Consider the following 18797-nt stretch of genomic DNA (forward strand, 5'->3'; position numbering starts at 1 on the left):
TTTTATTGCCTAAAAACACCGATGATACGTCCGGATCATCTCCGGGCTACCTTATTAGGAGAGTTTAAAAATGCCGAATTGTTTCAGCGCTTTATTGAGGAATAGAAAGGCGTGTGATAGAATTTGCGTATGAATAACGTTAAAAATGAAATTATCGATCTAATGAAAAGAGCAGGCACTCGACCACTCGAAACTGGAGTGCCGGGGCTGAGCATGATTAAGGGAGACATTCCCGCACATCAACTCGCAGCGCTTTACAAGCCGATGATTGGTTTTACGGTTCAAGGAACAAAGATTCTTTCAATTGGGAATCGCAGCACTGCCTTGGAAGGCCCTTCCTATCATGTGCTTCCGCTACATGTTCCTGCAACGGGAAGTGTACATCAAGACCGTGATGGCCGTCCATATATGGCTCTCGGTCTTGAGTTGAATCAGCATGTTCTTCAGAGCTTATTAAGAGATCTTCCTGAAGATTTAGTGCCAATTGCTTCTGAACGGTTCGCCGCTTGTGAAATAGACATTGAATTGATGGAGGCTTGGCTTCGGTTATTGCGATTATCGAAAACACCAAGAGATATTCCGGCTCTTGCGCCAGCCTATGAACGAGAAATCCTTTATCGTGTTCTGATGGGCCCCCAAGGATGGTATTTGAGGCAGCTTGGCTTGCGGGAAAGCAATTTCTCCAAGATTTCTCAGACTGTTCAATGGCTTCGCGATAATTATAAGAAGCCAATAGCCATCGGCGAGATGGCATCAAAATCCGGTATGGCTATCAATACGTTTCACCGTCATTTTAAACAGGCAACGGGTTTAAGTCCGATTCAATTTCAAAAGCAATTACGGCTGCTGGAGGCTAGAAACCTCATTGCATTTGAAGGCTATGCAGTAGCCAGTGCCGCATATGAAGTTGGTTACCAGAGTCCTTCACAGTTTAACCGAGAGTACTCCCGCTTCTTCGGTACATCGCCAGCTCGGGATACCGAGAAACTAAGACGAATCGAAGGCGCAAGAGATTAGCCTCGGTTTCGTAAGCAGGGAAATCAGACAAAGAGAATGGCAATTCCATTCAAATTGCGGAACTGAGGAATTTGAGGAAATGGGATCAAGCGGCTTATTTATCCGGCCTACCATTAGCCCAAAAATATATTCTGTAGAAAAAGGGGTTGAAATTATTGGAAAGGTCAGTTACATTAGTAATTGATCAATAACATTTTTGCCGTTAAATTAAAGTACAGGAGAGTTTATATCATGGTTAAACCGAAGTGGGAAAGCCGTAAAGAAGAAATCCTTGAAGCTGGTTTAGAAGTGTTTGCGAATCGAGGGTATTACAATACAACGACTGCACATATCGCAGAAAAAGCAGGCATTTCCCAGCCCTACGTATTTCGTTTTTTTAAAACAAAGGAAGATTTATTTATTGCAGCTTTGGAAAGAGCTTTTGAGAGAATTCTTAAAACATTTCACAATGTTGAAGCCGCTCACGAAGAAGTGGGTAAAGAGATGGTTAAAGCCTATGAAGAATTAATGGTATCTAATCCTAATGAAGTGGCGTTGCAAGTAATCGCGATTTCAATCACAGAAGAAGCCATTCAAAAAGTAGTAAAATCAGGATTGGTTCGTATGAGGAATATCTTTTTGGAAAAATTCAAGCAAGCAGGAATAGACGACGCAGAAAGAAACGCTACCTTCTCAATTGCAATGGGCATGCTCTGTAATATTTCTTATTTCTTAGATCTTCCTGAGTTCTTTGGCGATATGCCAAAGAACTCACCGATAGATAATCGTTGAAAAATTTAAAAAGACTGCTGTAGCCTATTTTCTGCATATTTGTTATTGATTAATCAATAAAATTTTAATTGATGATAATGCAGAGAAGATGAATAAGAAGGAGGACAATCAATGAACAGTTCTTAATGGCTTTACCCTTTGCTTGTTGAACCATTCAGGTAAACGTAATCCAATCAATTAATAAAAAAGGAGTGTGGAAAAATGAATACGGGTGTTCACCCTCATACCAAATCAAATGAGCGCAGCCCGAAACGATGGCTTGCTCTTGTATTTCTTGCTTTAGCTCAATTCTTAGAATCATTAAATCCAGTAACATTCATACGCCGGTTAATTATTGATCAATCACTAATAAAGGAGTTAGTAAAATGAAAAAAGCGATTGTTTTAGGGGCAACTGGAGCGACGGGGCAAGTCATCATAACTGAACTATTAGCAAAAGACATCCAAGTTGTTGCTTTTGCACGCACTGAGACAAAATTAAAGGAATTAATGAAAAAGCATCAGTATGATCAGAGATTGTCCTACAAAGTAGGAGATATATTTGATTATCAACAAATTGTAGCCGCAGCAGAAGGGGCAGAAATACTATTTCTCTGTTCTGGTGTGGCGTATCAGGATATGGAAGAAAAACTTCTTTTGTTTGGAGAAAGTGCGATGAAAGCTGCCGATAGTTTAGGAGCTAAAATCGTCGTTGTTGATGGAATTTACGTGTATGGATACCAAATGGCGAAAGGGAATGAAAGTCATCCTAAACACCCCCATACGAAAAAGGGAAAGCTAAGGGTAGATTACGAGAAGTTAATATTCAGTAACAAATGGCAAAACGCTAAAGCTTTAATTGTGAGACTTCCGGATTATTACGGAGCAACCTCCCAAGGCTCATACATGCAGCCAACATTAGAAGGGATGGCAAATAAAAAAGTATCGATTTTTTTTGGCAACCTGAAAACTCCGAGGGAATATGTCTATTTACCGGATGCAGGCAAAATGATTGTGAATATAGCGGAGAAAGATGATGCATACGGAGAGAACTGGAATATACCCGGAGCTGGGCTGATTTCGGGCAAAGAAATCATCGAGATCGCTCGTGAGGTAACGAGTAACCGTAAAATGGTCATTCCATTGACTAAAACTACCGTTCGTTTTATGGGGTTGTTTAGTTCATTTATGAGAGAAGTCGTTGAAATTATGTACCTTACAAAAGAAGGATTTGTATTAAGCGGAGAAAAATACGAAAATCGTATCGGCCCGATACCGGCCACCCCTTATAGGCAAGGGATTGAAGAAACGTTACGCGTTTTAATGAATCGTAAAATCGATAAAAAATGAATGGTGGCTTCTTGGGTGTACGCGTACCTATATCGGGCACACCCAAGAATGCTTCTTATGCTGGGAATGTCTCCTGTTCGCTTCTTTAGATATGAAACTTACGCGCAGGTTAGTGGAAAAGTAAGAATGTTTATCGTATTTGGACCCATATTTTTATTAATTGTCTTTCAGCTTTTGTTTCACTAACGGCGGCTTAACCTTAAGAAAAAATAGGTAGGCGTTAGGCGATAATGAAAAAACTTATTATTGATGATGGTTTATTGCTTATGGATATGGAAGTGCTATTTAATAAAAAATCTCTTCATTTACAACGTATGTTAGGTGATACTGGTTAAAGTAACAGGTGCTTATGTAGAGAAGAAGGAAGATGAAAAATAAAATCATTTTTTAGTTTACATAATATATATTATCGGAAGCAGTTATGATTTCTTATTTTCTGTCTCAATCACGAAGTTAACTTATGTTTTTGAGACAGAAAATGTTAAACAGCGAGCAATGCGACTGTAAGAAAAAGTAAACTTACGCCAATTATCGTTTCGCCTAGCTTAGATCCTGTGTGGTTATGTAATGGCAATTGAAAGCTCGTTTGCAATGGATACAGCAATTTCACTCCGCGCGGCGTCATCGCATCAAGAATGATATGACTGATCACTCCTGCCAGAATGCCGGCTTGAAGATCTGCTGCAAAGCCAAATGACAATTGATTTAACAGCCAGGCCAAACCGATGACAAAAAGCAAGCTGTGTGTGATCGCACGATGGCCAAAAACGCGGTGAATGCTTTTTGAAATGATCGGTATCCGTCTTCCGAGCATCGATTTCGGATGGCAAATATCCGGTATGATGGCGCCGATTAGTGCTGAGCTGTAAAAGATCATCGGCTGTTGTACTGAAATGTCAAATCCTTGTGTTGTGATGACAGCGGCTGCCAGGCCGCCGATTATATGCGTTGTTCCCTTCATCTTTCCACCTCGATGTTTCTTTAGTTTACATAATATATTTATCTGTTACTAAATGCCAACAGAAAACAACATTATACCTTATTTTTTCTTTGTTAATAAAGTGCCTTTTTGATCAAGTTTAAAAAAGCCTCAAACAAAGCCTCCACCCTTTTTGCTCGTCGGGTGAAGGCTTTGTTTCCCTTTATAGTAGCTGGGCATGTGCTTTCATTTGGGCAATAATGTTCTCGGCCACTTCTGCCGTGCTTGTTCCACCAATATCGACCGTTTTTACACCGCGTTTGACTGTTCTGGCAACCGCTTGCTCAATCAATTCGCCGGCTTTTTTCGCTTCCGGGCAGCTATGCTGATCACTCAGCCAATCGAGCATCATGCTTCCTGATAAAATTGTTGCCAGCGGATTGGCGATTCCTTTGCCGGCAATCGTTGGCGCAGAGCCGTGAGCTGGTTGAAACATCGCGTGGTTATGACCGATATCTCCTGATGGCGCCATCCCCATCCCGCCTACTAATGCTGCTGCTAAATCAGAAATAATATCACCGAACTGATTTTCGGTTACGATAATATCATAATTTTGCGGCTGCTGCACCATTAACAACGTCATCGCATCAATTAAAACGTGGTCCCTCTCCACCTGCCCCTCGTAACGATCGGCGACATCATGAAAGACTTTATTGAAAAAGGCCATCGAACGAAAGACGTTGCTTTTATCCGTACATGTGACGACCCGCTTCTGGTCTAAAAGGCGACCGCCGCGTTTTAAAGCAAGCTGAAAGCCCATATCAACAATTTTTTCGGTCCCTTTTCTTGTGATCACCATCGTATCTGTGGCGACTTCATCTGAAACGAGCGTGCCACCTCCGTAGGAAGCGAACAAACCTTCGATGTTTTCCCGCAGCACAACAAAGTCAATGTTCTCCATATCACGCAGCGGGCTGTCAATTCCTTTATATAATTTGATTGGCCGAACTCCCGCGAATAAATCTAAATCAAAGCGAAGCTTAAACATCACCTGTCCGCTGACTTCCGGCCCTCCGGGGAATTCCCGGACATCCGGTAGTCCGATTGCTCCTAAATAGATCGCATCACTTGACCGGCACGCCTCAAAGGTTGCTTCCGGTAAAGCGGTGCCGGTCCGTTTATGGTGCTCGGCTCCTGCGTCAAAGTGAGCAAAATCAAGCTCAAAGCCAGAAACGATTTCTTCAGCGGCCTTTAAGACGCTGACGCCCGCCTCCATTATTTCTTTCCCGATGCCATCACCTGGTAACACTGCAATTGAAAACCTCACTCTTTCTATTAGTCTTTACGATCACCTCTCATTATTACAGAATTTTCTGAATTAATAAACCAATTTTTTACTTATATTGAATGAAAAATAAAGCAGGCAGCCAAAGGGGCAGATCCTTTTTAGTTTCGCCTGGCTGACTGCGATAATGATAATGCGGAAAAGCTGTACTGGAGAAGGGTTTGTACTACCAGAAAAAGCAGTGCACCTGGAATCGTCAATGAAAGAAAGACAGCTTGTGATAGCAAAGAGAGCGCGAGTCCTCCAACGAGCCCGATTCCCACATACACGGTGATGACGATCGCAGCCTTCTTCATTCCTGTCCATTTTCGATAATAGGAAAATCTATGATCGACCCAGGTTGAGAAAATGGCTCCGAAAATAAAAAACAGAAAGAAGGAAGAAGGGAAAAGAAACGCAAATAAAGTCATAAATGAATGGTACAATACCTCGGCAGCCCTTTCGTCCGGCGGTGTATAGCTTAACCATGACATCCCAGCACTAAATGCGACTGATGAAATAATGGCGGACATGATTTTGATCAATAGCGCAAACCGGCTGTTCATCTCATTCCCCCTCCTTTTTCCGCTTTGATAAAACAGGCGCTCCACTTTAGATGGAAGCGCCTGACTGAGAATGAAAAATGTCGGTTTACTCCGTTCCAGCCTGCACATGGCGCCATACGTCCACGACTTCTCCGTCCGTTGCCTGATCAATCACGAAGGAACCGTTGTTGTAGCGGTCACTGTTACGGTAGTCTTTCGGCTGAATGTCCACCGTTGTTCCTTTGCTCGTGAGGACAGTGTAACGCTCATCTGACTGGACAACCCGACGGCACGCAATAACGCGGTGCGGATTGGATTTTAACTCACGCAGCATCACGAGACCACGTTTCGCGCGTGAGGACTTGTCGAATTCCGTAATTGCCATTTTCTTCACGGCGCCACGGTGGGTGACGACGAGCAATTCCACTTTATCATCGAGAGTAAAGGTAGAGGCGTCGACAAGCTGGTCACCGTCTTTTAAATTAATCGCCTTTACCCCGGCGGCACGCTGACCGACAAGGTTCACTTCTTCTTCGCGGAACCATAGTCCGTAGCCAAACTTTGTTGCTAAAAAGAGTTCCTGGTGACCATCTGTTTTGTGAACGGCGACGACTTCATCGTTAGCCTTCAGCTTCAGAGCCATCAGCGGCTTAGAGAATCGCTGCGCCTGATAGAGCGAGAGCTGCGAGCGCTTCGCCATGCCGTCTTTCGTAATAAAGAGGAGCGATTGTTCTTCTGTAAACTGCTGGATCGGGATCGCCTCAATGATTTCATCGTCGCGCTCGATGCCGGAAACAAGATTGGCGACATGCTGGGCGTTATCCTTCCATCGAATATCCGGCAGCTGATGAACCGGAACATAGAGATAGTTTCCAAGCTTCGTAAAGAGCAGCAGCGTATCCGTCGTGTTCATGTCATAGCGGCCAAGCAGATAGTCGCCTTCCTTCATACCCGGAGCTTCTCCACTAGATGCCGTATACGAACGGATGCTCGTCCGCTTTACATAGCCCTCCTTCGTCACGGTCACGACGACGTCCTCAGAGGCAATGAGCACTTCCATATTGATTTTAAGCTCCTCGACCTCTTCCTTAATGACAGTGCGCCGTGAATCGGCGTATTTTTTCTTAATCGCCAGCAGGCTTTTTTTGATAACGGAAATCAGCTTCTTCTCGCTCGCCAAAATCGCTTCAAGCTCATGAATGCGACGTTCAAGCTCCGCCGCTTCTTCCTCGAGAGTCGTAATGTCTGTATTCGTCAACCGGTAAAGCTGCAAGGTGACGATCGCCTCGGCCTGCTCTTCCGTAAAAGCAAACTGTTCAATTAAATTATGTTTAGCATCCTTCTTGTCGGCTGAGGCCCGGATCGTGGCGATCACTTCATCAAGAATCGAAATCGCCTTAATCAGCCCGTGCACGATATGCTGGCGGTCCTGAGCTTTTTTCAAGTCATAATGAGCCCGTCTCGTAAACACGAGCTTTTGATGATCAATATAGGCTTGAATTAGTGCTTGCAGCCCCATCAGCTTCGGCGCTTTATTGTGAATCGCGACCATATTAAAGTTATAGGTCACTTGCAGATCGGTATTTTTATATAAATAATGTAAAATCGCTTCGGCATCGGCTTCTTTCTTTAATTCGACAACGATACGCAAGCCGGTACGATCGGTCTCATCCCGAACCTCGGCAATCCCGTCGACTTTTTTATCGAAACGAAGCTCGTCCATTTTCTTCACAAGGTTCGCTTTTACGACTTCAAATGGAATTTCTGTAATGACAATCTGTGAGCGCCCGCCCCGTACTTCCTCAACTTCCGTTTTCGCGCGGACGATCACCTTGCCTTTTCCTGTCTGGTACGCCTGGCGGATGCCGTCAATGCCCTGGACAATACCGCCGGTCGGAAAATCAGGCCCTTTTATCACCGTCAGCAAATCGTCAAGCGTCGTTGACGGCCGCTCCATCTGCATAATGACGCCATCGATGACCTCACCTAAATGATGGGGCGGAATATCGGTCGCATAACCGGCAGAGATCCCTGTCGAGCCGTTGACGAGCAGGTTCGGAAACATCGCCGGAAGAACGACCGGCTCCTCTTCTGAGTCATCAAAGTTCGGAATGAATTCGACTGTATCACGGTCAATATCACGCAGCAGTTCAGAGGCGATCGCAGATAAACGCGCTTCCGTGTAACGCATCGCCGCCGGCGGATCACCGTCGACGGAGCCGTTATTTCCGTGCATGTCAACAAGCAGGTTGCGCACCTTCCAATCCTGACTCATCCGGATCATAGCTTCATAAACCGAGGAATCGCCGTGCGGATGATAATTCCCGATCACGTTCCCGACGGTTTTGGCCGATTTACGGAAAGGCTTATCCGCCGTGTTTCCGTCCTTATGCATCGCATATAAAATTCGGCGCTGCACCGGCTTAAGTCCGTCGCGTGCATCCGGCAGGGCTCGTTCCTGGATAATATATTTACTGTAGCGGCCAAAACGGTCGCCAATGACTTCTTCAAAAGGAAGATCTAAGTAACGCTCTGTTTGTGCCAAGCTTACTCCTCCTCAACTATCGCAAGATTTTCATTCTCTAATATATTCGATTCCTCATCAAGACCGAAGGCGACATGGGATTCTATCCATTTCCGCCGTGGTTCAACTTTATCACCCATCAAAGTCGTGACACGCTTTTCTGCGCGCGCTGCGTCCTCAAGCTTGACGCGGATCAATGTACGCGTTTCCGGGTCCATCGTCGTTTCCCACAGCTGAACGGCATTCATTTCACCAAGCCCCTTGTAGCGCTGAAGCGTATAGCCGCGTCCGACCTGGTTTATCACCTTGGCCAGCTCTCGTTCATCCCAGGCGTACTCCACAACTTCCTTTTTGCCGGCGCCTTTGCTGACCTTATAGAGCGGCGGCAGGGCGATGTAAATCTTCCCGGCCTCAAACAGCGGTCGCATATAGCGGTAAAAAAACGTCAGCAGCAGCACCTGAATATGCGCGCCGTCCGTGTCGGCATCGGTCATGATGACGATTTTATCATAGTTGACATCTTCCAGTGAAAAATCAGCGCCGACTCCAGCACCGATCGTATGAATGATCGTCCGGATTTCCTCGTTTTTCATAATATCATCAAGCTTCGCTTTTTCCGTGTTGATGACTTTTCCGCGCAATGGCAGAACGGCCTGGAATTTACGGTCGCGTCCCTGCTTGGCTGATCCGCCGGCGGAATCCCCTTCGACAAGATACAGCTCATTACGCTGCGGATTTTTCGATTGGGCCGGTGTCAGCTTTCCGCTTAAGAGCACGTCCTTGCGCTTGCTTTTTTTGCCGTTGCGTGCATCCTCACGCGCCCTGCGTGCTGCTTCGCGGGCCTGCGCCGCTTTAATCGCTTTCTTGATCAGCATCGTGCTAATTTCCGGATTTTCTTCAAAGAAATAAGAAAGCTTCTCAGAGACAAGACTGTCAACCGCCGAACGTGCTTCTGGCGTGCCGAGCTTGCCTTTTGTCTGGCCTTCAAACTGCAGCTTCGCTTCCGGGACCCTGACAGAGATTATCGCGGTAAAGCCTTCGCGGATATCGGAGCCGTCGAGATTTTTATCCTTTTCCTTTAACAGCTTTACCTTTCGCGCATATTCATTAAAGGCGCGCGTCATCCCAGCCTTGGCGCCGAGCTCATGCGTCCCGCCGTCCTTCGTCCGCACATTGTTGACAAAGGAGAGAACATTCTCCGTATAGCCGTCATTGAACTGAAAGGCAATTTCGATCTCAATCTCGTTTTGCTCTCCGGAAAAAAAGACGACCGGACTCAATGTTTCTTTTTCTTCATTTAAATATTCCACGAAGGCTTCAATGCCGTTTTCGAAATAAAAGGTTTCCTCTGACCGTTCCCCGCGCAGATCAATTAATTCGATTTTTAATCCCTTTAACAGGAAGGCTGCTTCCCGTAAGCGCTCGGTCAACGTCTCCTTATTGTAAGTCGTCGTCGTGAAGATCGTCGGATCAGGCTTGAAATGAATCGTCGTCCCTGATTTTCGTGCTTTTCCTTTTTTCTCAAGAGAGGTAACCGCCTTGCCCCCGTTCTCAAAGCGTTGTGTATAGACAAAGCCGTCGCGCTTAATCTCGACGACGAGCCACTCTGATAACGCATTGACGACCGAAGCGCCGACACCATGAAGCCCGCCGCTCGTCGCATAGCCGCCTTGGCCGAATTTCCCGCCGGCATGGAGCACGGTTAAAATCACTTCGGGAGTCGGCTTTCCTGACTTGTGCATCCCGGTCGGCATCCCGCGTCCTTCGTCACTAACAGAAACACTATTATCTGGATGTATCGTCACATTTATGTATGATCCGTAGCCGGCTAGTGCCTCATCAACGGAATTGTCCACGATTTCATAAACAAGGTGGTGGAGGCCGCGGGCATCCGTACTGCCAATATACATACCCGGACGCTTTCTGACCGCTTCCAATCCCTCGAGTACCTGTATTGCATCATCGTTATAGTCGTTGTATTGTTTTTTAGCCAATGCTGCTACTCCTTTCATCGTGCTACTGTTCATTGTAGCACAACAGAACAAACGTTTCTATTTGTCATTCGTTCTACCTTGCTTTTACTATTGTAGCGATTATTTCAATATTCGCAACCGCCAATCGCACGTTCCACTTAAAAAAACCGCGTAGCGGCTTTTCTTGGAAGCGGCATGCAGAGCCGTTACATCGGTAGAGGTTGGCTGCAAACAGGGGTCTTTCAGCCATTTGGGTCACATGCCAAGCCGATGCTCTTCCTCGAACCAGTCCGAAAATGTAATCCTTTCTCAGCTTAAAAAAACTCTCGAAAAGATCAGAAACAGATCTTTCGAGAGCATTTTCGGTTATTTCCACTTCGCATGCTCAACCTTAATACAGCGATTCATGACACTGATAATACCATGCTCCTGAAGAATGTCAAAGGCTTCCTCGCTCTCAAGCCCAAGCTGCGCCCAAAACACCTTCGCTCCGACCTCGGCCGTTTCCCTGGCCACCTCAGGCAAATATTCACTGCGCCGGAACACATTCACAATGTCAATCTCCCCGTCGATGTCTTTCAGGGACGCGACGGCCTTGACCCCTAATATTTCATCCGCTGTCGGGTTAACCGGAATAATCTCATAGCCCGCTTTTTGCATCGCTTCTGACACCATATAGGAAGTCCGCTCCGGCTTATCGGATAAGCCGACAACCGCAATTCGTTTGTTTGTCGCCAAAATCTCTTTAATTTCCTGATCACTTGGATTTTGAATGCTCATCTTTCCAGCTCCTTCGTCATCTTCTTCTATCCTACACTGTTCTCCATCAACCACTTACATTCCTGCTGCTGACGGAGGAAAATCATGCTTTTATTTAATATATCCCTTTTCCTGTAAAAAATCACGCGCGACAGCTTCCGGGTCAGCATCCTCATAGTCGACTGCATAATTCAACTGCCGGATCTCCTCCTCCGTCACCGCTCCAGCCAGACGTTCAAGCGGAGCTTCTATTTCCGGATAGCGCAACAGCGTATCCTCGCGCACAAGCGCCCCTCCCTGATAAGGAGGAAACAGCTGGCGGTCATCCTCCAGCACATGCAATTCATATTCAACGAGCTCCGGATCGGTCGAATAGGCATCAATCAGCTGCACCTCCCCGGAAACGAGTGCTCTGGCGCGCAAGGCGGCATCCATCGTCTGAACATCGGCAAATTCAAAGCCGTACACCTCGGAAAAACCAGCGTAGCCGTCCTGTCGATCAATGAATTCAAAGGTAAAGCCGGCGACGAGCTGATCGCGATACGGCTCAAGCTCTGAAATCGTCTGCACACCAGTTTCTTCAGCAAATTCCTTCGTTACAGCGATCGCATATGTATTCTGATAAGCCATCGGCTCAAGAAAGACGAGTCCGTCCGCCTCATACATCTCATCGCGCGCTTCCTCGTAGGCGGTGCGGGGATCATAGCTGAACTCCGTCTTTTGCAGAATGCCGCTTAAAATCGTGCCGGAGAATTCAAGATAAAGATCAATGTCCCCCACTTTCAACGCGTTAAAGACGATATCCGTGCCGCCAAGCCCCGACTGAACATCGACGGTCAAGTCCGTTTCTTCTTCAATTAACAGCTTGTACATATTCGCGACGATCGCCGGCTCCGCCTGAAGCTTTCCGCCGATCACAATATCCGTTCCACTCTCCTCGGTAAACAACAGCGGAACGACGATCAATGCCACAGCACATGTAATCAGGCCAATGATCGGTTTGTACGAGGCGCCTTTCGTCCGCTTTTCCGTCACACGCAGCACAAGATCAAACCCTAAAGCGAGCAGCGCCGCCGGTATCGCACCGAGCAGAATGTATTCATTGTTCGCCCGCTGGATGCCGATCATAATCAAATCACCAAGGCCGCCGGCTCCGATTAACGCCGCAAGCGTCGCCGTACCGACAATGAGCACCATTGATGTCCGGATGCCGGCCATTACTGTCGGCATCGCCAGCGGCAGCTCGACCTTGAGCAATCGATGGCGCCAATTCATCCCCATTCCTGTCGCCGCTTCGCGAATCGCCGGGTCGACTTCATTAATGCCGGTATACGTGTTGCGGAGAATCGGCAGCAACGCATAGATCGTCAGGGCGATAATCGCCGGCGTCGGTCCGATTCCGACGAGCAGAATCATAAAGCCGAGGAGCGCCAGGCTTGGAATCGTCTGCAGGACGGCCGCCACGCCGATAACCCACTCCGCATAACGCGGATAACGGGAGAGGACAATTCCTAAGGGGACGGCAATGAAAACAGCGCATAAGAGGGAAAGTAACGATAATTGCATATGCTGCCATAAGGATGACCATAGCAACTCCTGCCGCATAACAAACAAGTCCTGTAACCGCTGGATCGCTTCCATCAGGCACCTCCTTTGGCGAGATGGTAGGCAAAGTCTTTATATGTAATTCGACCGACCACGTCCGCCCCTTCTATGACATACAGCTCCGGTTCACCGGCCAGACGTTCATACACTTCATGCAGCGGCGCATCAATTGAAATTGTGCTTAAGTCTTTTGCGATCCTCTCCTCCAGAGGAGTCATCAGCTGACGCAGCGTCACCGGTGCTTGGCGGTTGCCGATAAATTCTGCGACGAAGTCATTTGCCGGCTCCTTCTGCAGCTGGGCCGGCGTGCCGATCTGCACCACGTTGCCATCCTTCATAATACAGAGGCGATCCCCGAGCTTCAGCGCTTCCTCCATGTCGTGTGTCACGAACAATATCGTTTTTCGAATTGACTGTTGGAGCCGCTTAATGTCATCCTGCAGCTGCTCACGGCTGATTGGATCCAACGCGCTAAACGGCTCGTCCATCAGCAATATATCCGGATCAGCCGCCAGCGCTCTGGCGACGCCGACGCGCTGCTGCTGGCCGCCGGACAATTCCCGCGGATAGCGGTGACGAAATTGAGCCGGAGCAAGTCCGATCAGCGTCAGCAACTGATCGATTCGTTCGTCAATCGCCCGCTTCGACCATTTTTTCAGCTCAGGCACAACAGCAATGTTTTCGGCAACGGTCATCGTTGGAAATAAGGCAATTTGCTGCAGCACATACCCGATGTTCCAGCGCAGGTGATCGATGTTCACGTCGGCGATGTTTTTCTGCTGAATCGAGACACTCCCTTCACTTGGCTCGATTAAGCGGTTCACCATTTTCATTGTCGTCGTTTTTCCGCAGCCTGAAGGGCCGATCAAGACAAAGCATTCCCCCGCCTCAATCGTCATATTGAGCTGCTTCACCGCGACGGTTCCATCCGGATAGGCCTTTGTTACATTTTTAAATGTGATCATAAAATGACGTACACTCCCTTTACCTAACATCCTACGTTTTATACCCTTTTTCCTGAATCGTAAGCCTGTGAATCATTCCCATTTGTTTGCCGACTTTCCGTTATGATTGACGAAAAAACAAAAAACAAACGGAATAATATGGGATTGTACCATTATTTACGCTATAATAGAATACAAGAAAAGGAATGAGGATAAAAAAAGCCGCATTCTAAAAAGGAATGATCACTTGGAGACAAAGAAAAAGCAGGTTGAAATCGCAAGCAGAATCGGGAAGGTGCTGCGCGATCACTTTGGGAAAGGACCAGAAGGCGTATTCGTCAGTATCTCCGAGCCGTTTGTGACGATTTTTCTCCGACGCTTCATCGCCCCGATGGAACAAGTGTTGCTTGAGCAAAACGATCTTCTGACGATCCAACAGACGAGAGACAAAATGATGGACCGCCTCCTTCCCGAGATCGCTGCGATTATTGAAGAAAGCACGGGAGTCGTCGTTGATGAGCTTTACTATGATTGGACGCTGGAGCAATACTCGGGTCTGCTCTGCGGGATTTCGCATCAAGATGCTGATAGGAGCGTTTATACATATCCGAATAGCGAACTCGTCAATGAGGAAGTAGGACATATTACGAAAAAGGCGGAAAAGCTCCCCGATCAAGTGGCTTCCTATTTACTCAATCCGCGCACGCTTGTCATCATCCGCCACGGCATTCTCGTCGAGATCGAGAAGGAGCTGATTGAGCTCGGGTTTGAGGAGCAGCTCACCTTGGCGAAGCGCAGGCTGGAAAAAGCGTTGCTGACAAAAAGCAAGGAGCAGTTTGAGATTTATCTGGAGGCCCAGGTGGAAGACATTTTTGTCAACTGGGATTTTCACGCCGATAAAAGCATTATCGTCTTCATTTTAACTCCTAACAAGCTATAATGGCGGCAATGAGCTAGAAACAAAGCTAGTCATAAGCCAAAAAGAAGGTACTAGGCGACCTTCTTTTTGGCTTTTTTTATTTTCCCAACTGGCACTTATGGAGGTTATACGATGACTACATTCACTCTTACACTTACGACAAAAGCTGATATTGTCAACGCACGAAACAAAATAAGACAGGCTGCTGAAGAAATCGGCTTCTCTCCCATTGACCGAACGAAGGTCGTGACAGCCATCTCTGAGCTCACACGAACAGTGATTCGTCATGCGGCTGGCGCGACGATGATGGTGCAGCTGCTCGACGAGCTTGAAAAAACCGGAATGAGGATTACCGTGACAATCAGTGACAGTCCCGCCCATATCCCGGAAAAACCATCAGTACTCCGCACGATCCTCGACGAAGAGCTGCATCATGTGAAACGGCTGATGAATACATACGCGATTACCGCTGAGCCTGAAAAAGGAATCACGATCAGTACCGGAAAATGGGCGTTGAAATAGGGCCTGTGTGTGGGGGCTTGGGCAAAAGGTTGTTTTTTACCCTTTTGCCCAAGCCTGATTTTTTTACGAAATAACGTTCCATGAAATATCAATTTCACAGAATGTTATTTTTGCGTTAAACTGGTAAAGAGGTGAATAAGATGTCGCTATTTGCAAAACTAAATCGCATGCCACAAACAGAGGAACACGAGCATTTTTCCTCGAAGCTACAGCTTCTCTCCACATTTAAAAAAGCAGGCGAGCTGCCCGGCTTTGTCCAGGATTACTTGCTGAGCCGGCTGGCGCTCGGCTATTCCCCGGCGACGATTCAGCGCTATATTTATGATTTCTGCTTTTTCTTTTCCTATGTGAAACAGGCAACCGGTTCAAGTGAGGCTGATATGTCCTCCCTCACTCTTGATGATTTCCTCCAGCTGCAAAAGGACGGGATTGAGCATTATTTATCGTACCTCGCCCTGGAAGTTGAAAATGAAGCGCGGACAATTAACCGCAAGCTGTCAGTCCTGCAATCGCTGTTTGATTATTTGATAAAAAAAGGAAAGACGGAAACCAACCCAGTACTGGCAGTGAAACGGCCAAAAATCGGCAAAAAGGAGCCGGTTTATTTGACGAAGGAGGAGATGCGCCAGTTTTTCAAGCAGCTCGATGCCGAGTTGCCGACAGGTACGAGCGAACGCCAAAAACGCTACCATCAATACTTGAAGGAGCGTGATTTCCTCGTGATTCATCTGCTTGTCTTTACCGGCTTGCGAATTTCCGAGCTTGCTTCCCTAAGGCTGAAACAGGTACAATTTGAACGAAGGACGATTCTCGTTCACGGCAAAGGAAACAAAGAGCGCACCGTCCCTCTATCTGCGGAAACGATTAACCTTATAAGGCGCTACCTGGAATCCCTGCCGAAAAAAAGCCGGCCCGCTCACGGCGAGGCCCCCCTTCTAGTCGGCTATGATTTCAAAACAGGCGCGTATCTGCCTGGCGTTACGGTCAGCGCGCTGCAAAAGATGCTTCAGCGCCAGCTGAAAAAAGCGGCCCGCTCGATTCCTTCTTTACAGACAAAACCGATTTCCGCTCATAAGCTGCGTCATACATTCGCCACAGCGCTGATTGAGCAGGGGGTCGATGTGCTGACGGTGCAAAGCCTGCTCGGTCATGAGACGGTCGCGACAACGCAAGTATATGCCCATGTTCAAAACAAGGCCCGCGAAAAAGCGATTGAGCAGCTTTCGTTTTGACATTGAGGAGGAGTTTGCATGAATGATATTTTTGCCTATGACAGCAGCTATTATGAACCGGCGCTTTTTCTGTCGCCGGCCCATCTTTGGATTTTATTATGTTTTGTCTTGTTTCTGATCCTTTATTACCGCTGGCGCGCCACACCCGTCGTGCAGCGCTACGGGCGCTGGATCATCCTGGCGATATTGCTCGTATCTGAGCTGAGCCTGCTACTTTGGACATTACTCGCGACGACATGGGATGTCCGCTATCATCTTCCCTTTCAGCTTTGTACGATCAGCCTGTACGTGTGTATACTGATGCTTTTTCAGAAAAGCCGGAGCCTGTTTGAAATCGTTTATTTTTTCGGTCTTGCCGGCGCTCTTCAAGCGATCCTTACGCCTGATTTATTTTATACGTTCCCTCATTATCGCTTTCTGCACTTTTTTATCGCTCATTTTGCGATCATTACGGCGATTTTGCATATGGTGTGGGTGGAACGGTTCACCATCAGAGCGGTGGCGATCATCAAGTCCTTTCTCGTTTTAAACGGCTTTGCGCTGGTCGCCTTTCTTGTCAACCTCTGGACAGGTGCCAATTATATGTTTCTCGCCAGAAAACCGGTCAATGGCAGCATCCTTGATTTTCTTGCGCCTTACCCGTGGTACATTCTTCAGCTTGAGCTCATTGCCCTGCTGATGTTCGGCCTGCTTTATCTGCCATTTCTTAAAAAAAGAGGCTGACTTTATTTAAGTCAGCCCCGAAAGCCGTAGGACGGCTTCGCATTTCTTTCTCTGTTATGACAGCTGGTAGAGCCGGCTGTATTTTTCGGTTAAATAATTGATCAGCGGCTTCGCATCAATTCCTCCGCCGGTAATTGAGCGGATCAGCTCGGCCGGCTGCTTGAGCTTTCCGTACTGGTGAACATTCGTCTTCAGCCAGTCGCGAATCGGTGCAAAATCGCCTGAGCGGACGAGCTGATCAAACTGCGGCAGCTCTCCTGCAAGCGCTTCTTTTACTTGCGCGGCATAAATATAGCCGAGCGCGTAGGACGGAAAATAACCGAATGCCCCAAACGACCAATGGACATCCTGCAGCACTCCTTCTCCGTCGTTTTCCGGTCGAATCCCTATATATTGTTCCATCTTCTCATTCCACGCCGCCGGCAAATCCTTTACGTCAAGCGAGCCTTCCATCAGCGCTTTTTCAAGCTCGTAGCGGATGATGATGTGGAGGCAGTACGTTAATTCATCGCTTTCAATCCGGATGAGCGACGGCTTCGCTTCATTGACGGCGAAGTAAAAATCCTCAAGCGAAACAGAAGAAAATTGCTCACTGCTGTATTGCTTTAGCAAATCATAATGCCGTTCCCAAAAGCCAACGTGCTGACCGACGAATTTTTCCCAGAAAAGCGACTGCGATTCATGGATGCCCATTGACGTGCCGTCACATAGCGGCGTGCCGATCAGCTCCTGTGAAATGTTTTGCTCATACAGCGCATGACCGCATTCATGAATCGTGCCAAACAAGGCGACGCGGAAATCGTTCTCCTTGTATTTTGTCGTAATCCGCACATCATTCGGATTGATGCCAATCGCAAACGGATGCACCGTCTCATCAAGGCGGCCGGCCGAGAAATCATAGCCGATCTTCTCCAATATCGCCAAGCTTAGTTCCTTTTGCTTTTCCTTTGGAAATGAGTGAAACAGAAAATCCGTCTGCGGCTGATGCGCTGATTCCGTCACCCGCTTAACGAGCAGAATTAAGGCGTCACGCAGCTCAGCAAACACTTGATCGAGCGTCGCGACAAACACACCAGGCTCATAATCATCAAGCAGCGTATTATACGGATGCTCCTCGTACCCCCAATAGCCGATGAATTTCTTTTTAAAGGCGACCAGTTTCTCCAGATTCGGCTGGAACATCGCAAAGTCCGCTTTTTCCTTCGCTTCTTCCCAAAGCGTTTCTGTTTGCGACTGGAGCAGGACATATTCCTTGAACTCCTCTTTCGGTATTTTTACATTTCGTTCAAATTCCTTGTGACACTCATCAACCGTTTTCCGAGTCACCTCTGAAAGAGTGGCATACAGCGCTTCTTCCCGTAATTGACCGAGGTACTCCGCCATTTCCTCGGAAGTTGAAAGGGCAAACACCTCCGCGGATAACGTCGCGATGACTTCCGAGCGCTGCGCCATTCCTTTCTTTGGCGCGCCGGTTCGTGAATCCCAGGCGAGCAAAGCCAATGCTTGCTTGTAATCTTCTATTTTTTTCACGAACTGACGAAAATCCGTCTCAAGCTGAGCGTTATGTTCCGGCATCTTATGTCCCACCTTTTCCAATTGTTTCTTCTGCCATCATAACGAGATCACCGGAAATAATCAATCTCTTTCTCGCCCTTGGCGCAATATGCTATGCTAAGAAGAACATAAGGAGGA

Annotated in this window: 17 protein-coding genes; 8 read left to right on the plus strand and 9 right to left on the minus strand. The window is 47.3% G+C overall.

The window, feature by feature from the left end:
• Positions 1-129: 129 nt before the first annotated feature.
• The 4 genes from ABMB67_RS01825 (at position 130) to ABMB67_RS01840 (ending at position 3116) form a co-directional block, all read left to right on the plus strand.
• Positions 130-1017, plus strand: a complete 888-nt coding sequence (locus ABMB67_RS01825) for an AraC family transcriptional regulator (RefSeq protein ID WP_354570924.1) — start codon at positions 130-132, stop codon at positions 1015-1017.
• Positions 1018-1248: 231 nt separating this feature from the next.
• Positions 1249-1788: a TetR/AcrR family transcriptional regulator gene (locus ABMB67_RS01830; protein WP_354570925.1), complete on the plus strand. Its 540-nt coding sequence runs from the start codon at positions 1249-1251 to the stop codon at positions 1786-1788.
• 201 nt (positions 1789-1989) lie between these two features.
• A complete protein-coding gene (locus ABMB67_RS01835) occupies positions 1990-2157 on the plus strand; it encodes a hypothetical protein (protein ID WP_354570926.1) in 168 nt (55 codons plus the stop codon).
• Positions 2154-3116 (plus strand): NAD(P)H-binding protein, encoded by a 963-nt coding sequence (locus ABMB67_RS01840; protein ID WP_354570927.1) that lies wholly within the window; start codon positions 2154-2156, stop codon positions 3114-3116. Before ABMB67_RS01835 ends, ABMB67_RS01840 begins: the two co-directional genes overlap by 4 nt.
• Before the next feature lie 481 nt (positions 3117-3597).
• Here the strand turns inward: ABMB67_RS01840 and ABMB67_RS01845 are convergent, their stop codons facing one another.
• The 8 genes from ABMB67_RS01845 to ABMB67_RS01880 all read right to left on the minus strand — a co-directional run bounded on the left by ABMB67_RS01845 (position 3598) and on the right by ABMB67_RS01880 (position 13730).
• Complete coding sequence (locus ABMB67_RS01845; protein ID WP_251222278.1) at positions 3598-4077, minus strand: metal-dependent hydrolase; 480 nt, start codon at positions 4075-4077, stop codon at positions 3598-3600.
• A gap of 181 nt (positions 4078-4258) precedes the next feature.
• On the minus strand, positions 4259-5344 hold the full coding sequence (locus ABMB67_RS01850) for an isocitrate/isopropylmalate dehydrogenase family protein (RefSeq protein WP_354570928.1): 1086 nt from the start codon (positions 5342-5344) through the stop codon (positions 4259-4261).
• A gap of 137 nt (positions 5345-5481) precedes the next feature.
• Positions 5482-5925, minus strand: coding sequence for a hypothetical protein (locus ABMB67_RS01855; RefSeq protein WP_354570929.1), 444 nt, complete (start codon positions 5923-5925; stop codon positions 5482-5484).
• Positions 5926-6010: 85 nt separating this feature from the next.
• Positions 6011-8449, minus strand: a complete 2439-nt coding sequence (gene parC / locus ABMB67_RS01860) for a DNA topoisomerase IV subunit A (RefSeq protein WP_251222281.1) — start codon at positions 8447-8449, stop codon at positions 6011-6013.
• Positions 8450-8451: 2 nt separating this feature from the next.
• Complete coding sequence (gene parE / locus ABMB67_RS01865; protein ID WP_390188812.1) at positions 8452-10440, minus strand: DNA topoisomerase IV subunit B; 1989 nt, start codon at positions 10438-10440, stop codon at positions 8452-8454.
• Positions 10441-10767: 327 nt separating this feature from the next.
• Complete coding sequence (locus tag ABMB67_RS01870; protein ID WP_354570931.1) at positions 10768-11181, minus strand: CoA-binding protein; 414 nt, start codon at positions 11179-11181, stop codon at positions 10768-10770.
• A gap of 90 nt (positions 11182-11271) precedes the next feature.
• Positions 11272-12801 carry an ABC transporter permease/substrate-binding protein gene (locus tag ABMB67_RS01875; protein ID WP_354570932.1) on the minus strand — a complete coding sequence of 510 codons (1530 nt, stop codon included), beginning with the start codon at positions 12799-12801 and terminating at the stop codon, positions 11272-11274.
• Positions 12801-13730, minus strand: a complete 930-nt coding sequence (locus ABMB67_RS01880) for an ABC transporter ATP-binding protein (protein WP_354570933.1) — start codon at positions 13728-13730, stop codon at positions 12801-12803. Before ABMB67_RS01880 ends, ABMB67_RS01875 begins: the two co-directional genes overlap by 1 nt.
• 226 nt (positions 13731-13956) lie before the next feature.
• On the opposite strand from ABMB67_RS01880, the gene ABMB67_RS01885 reads away from it, so the two are divergent.
• The 4 genes from ABMB67_RS01885 to ABMB67_RS01900 all read left to right on the plus strand — a co-directional run bounded on the left by ABMB67_RS01885 (position 13957) and on the right by ABMB67_RS01900 (position 17105).
• The gene (locus ABMB67_RS01885; RefSeq protein ID WP_251222286.1) at positions 13957-14649 is read left to right on the plus strand and encodes a Na-translocating system protein MpsC family protein; all 693 of its coding nucleotides are present in this window, start codon (positions 13957-13959) and stop codon (positions 14647-14649) included.
• 111 nt (positions 14650-14760) lie between these two features.
• Positions 14761-15150, plus strand: a complete 390-nt coding sequence (locus tag ABMB67_RS01890) for an ATP-binding protein (RefSeq protein WP_354570934.1) — start codon at positions 14761-14763, stop codon at positions 15148-15150.
• A gap of 140 nt (positions 15151-15290) precedes the next feature.
• Positions 15291-16382 carry a tyrosine-type recombinase/integrase gene (locus tag ABMB67_RS01895; RefSeq protein WP_354570935.1) on the plus strand — a complete coding sequence of 364 codons (1092 nt, stop codon included), beginning with the start codon at positions 15291-15293 and terminating at the stop codon, positions 16380-16382.
• 18 nt (positions 16383-16400) lie between these two features.
• Entirely contained in the window at positions 16401-17105 is a 705-nt protein-coding gene (locus tag ABMB67_RS01900) for a YwaF family protein (RefSeq protein ID WP_354570936.1), read from the plus strand.
• A gap of 54 nt (positions 17106-17159) precedes the next feature.
• Here the strand turns inward: ABMB67_RS01900 and ABMB67_RS01905 are convergent, their stop codons facing one another.
• On the minus strand, positions 17160-18680 hold the full coding sequence (locus ABMB67_RS01905) for a carboxypeptidase M32 (protein ID WP_354570937.1): 1521 nt from the start codon (positions 18678-18680) through the stop codon (positions 17160-17162).
• Between the last annotated feature and the right edge of the window lie 117 nt (positions 18681-18797).

The organism is Halalkalibacter oceani (assembly GCF_040544555.1).
GTDB lineage: Bacteria > Bacillota > Bacilli > Bacillales > Bacillaceae_D > Halalkalibacter > Halalkalibacter oceani.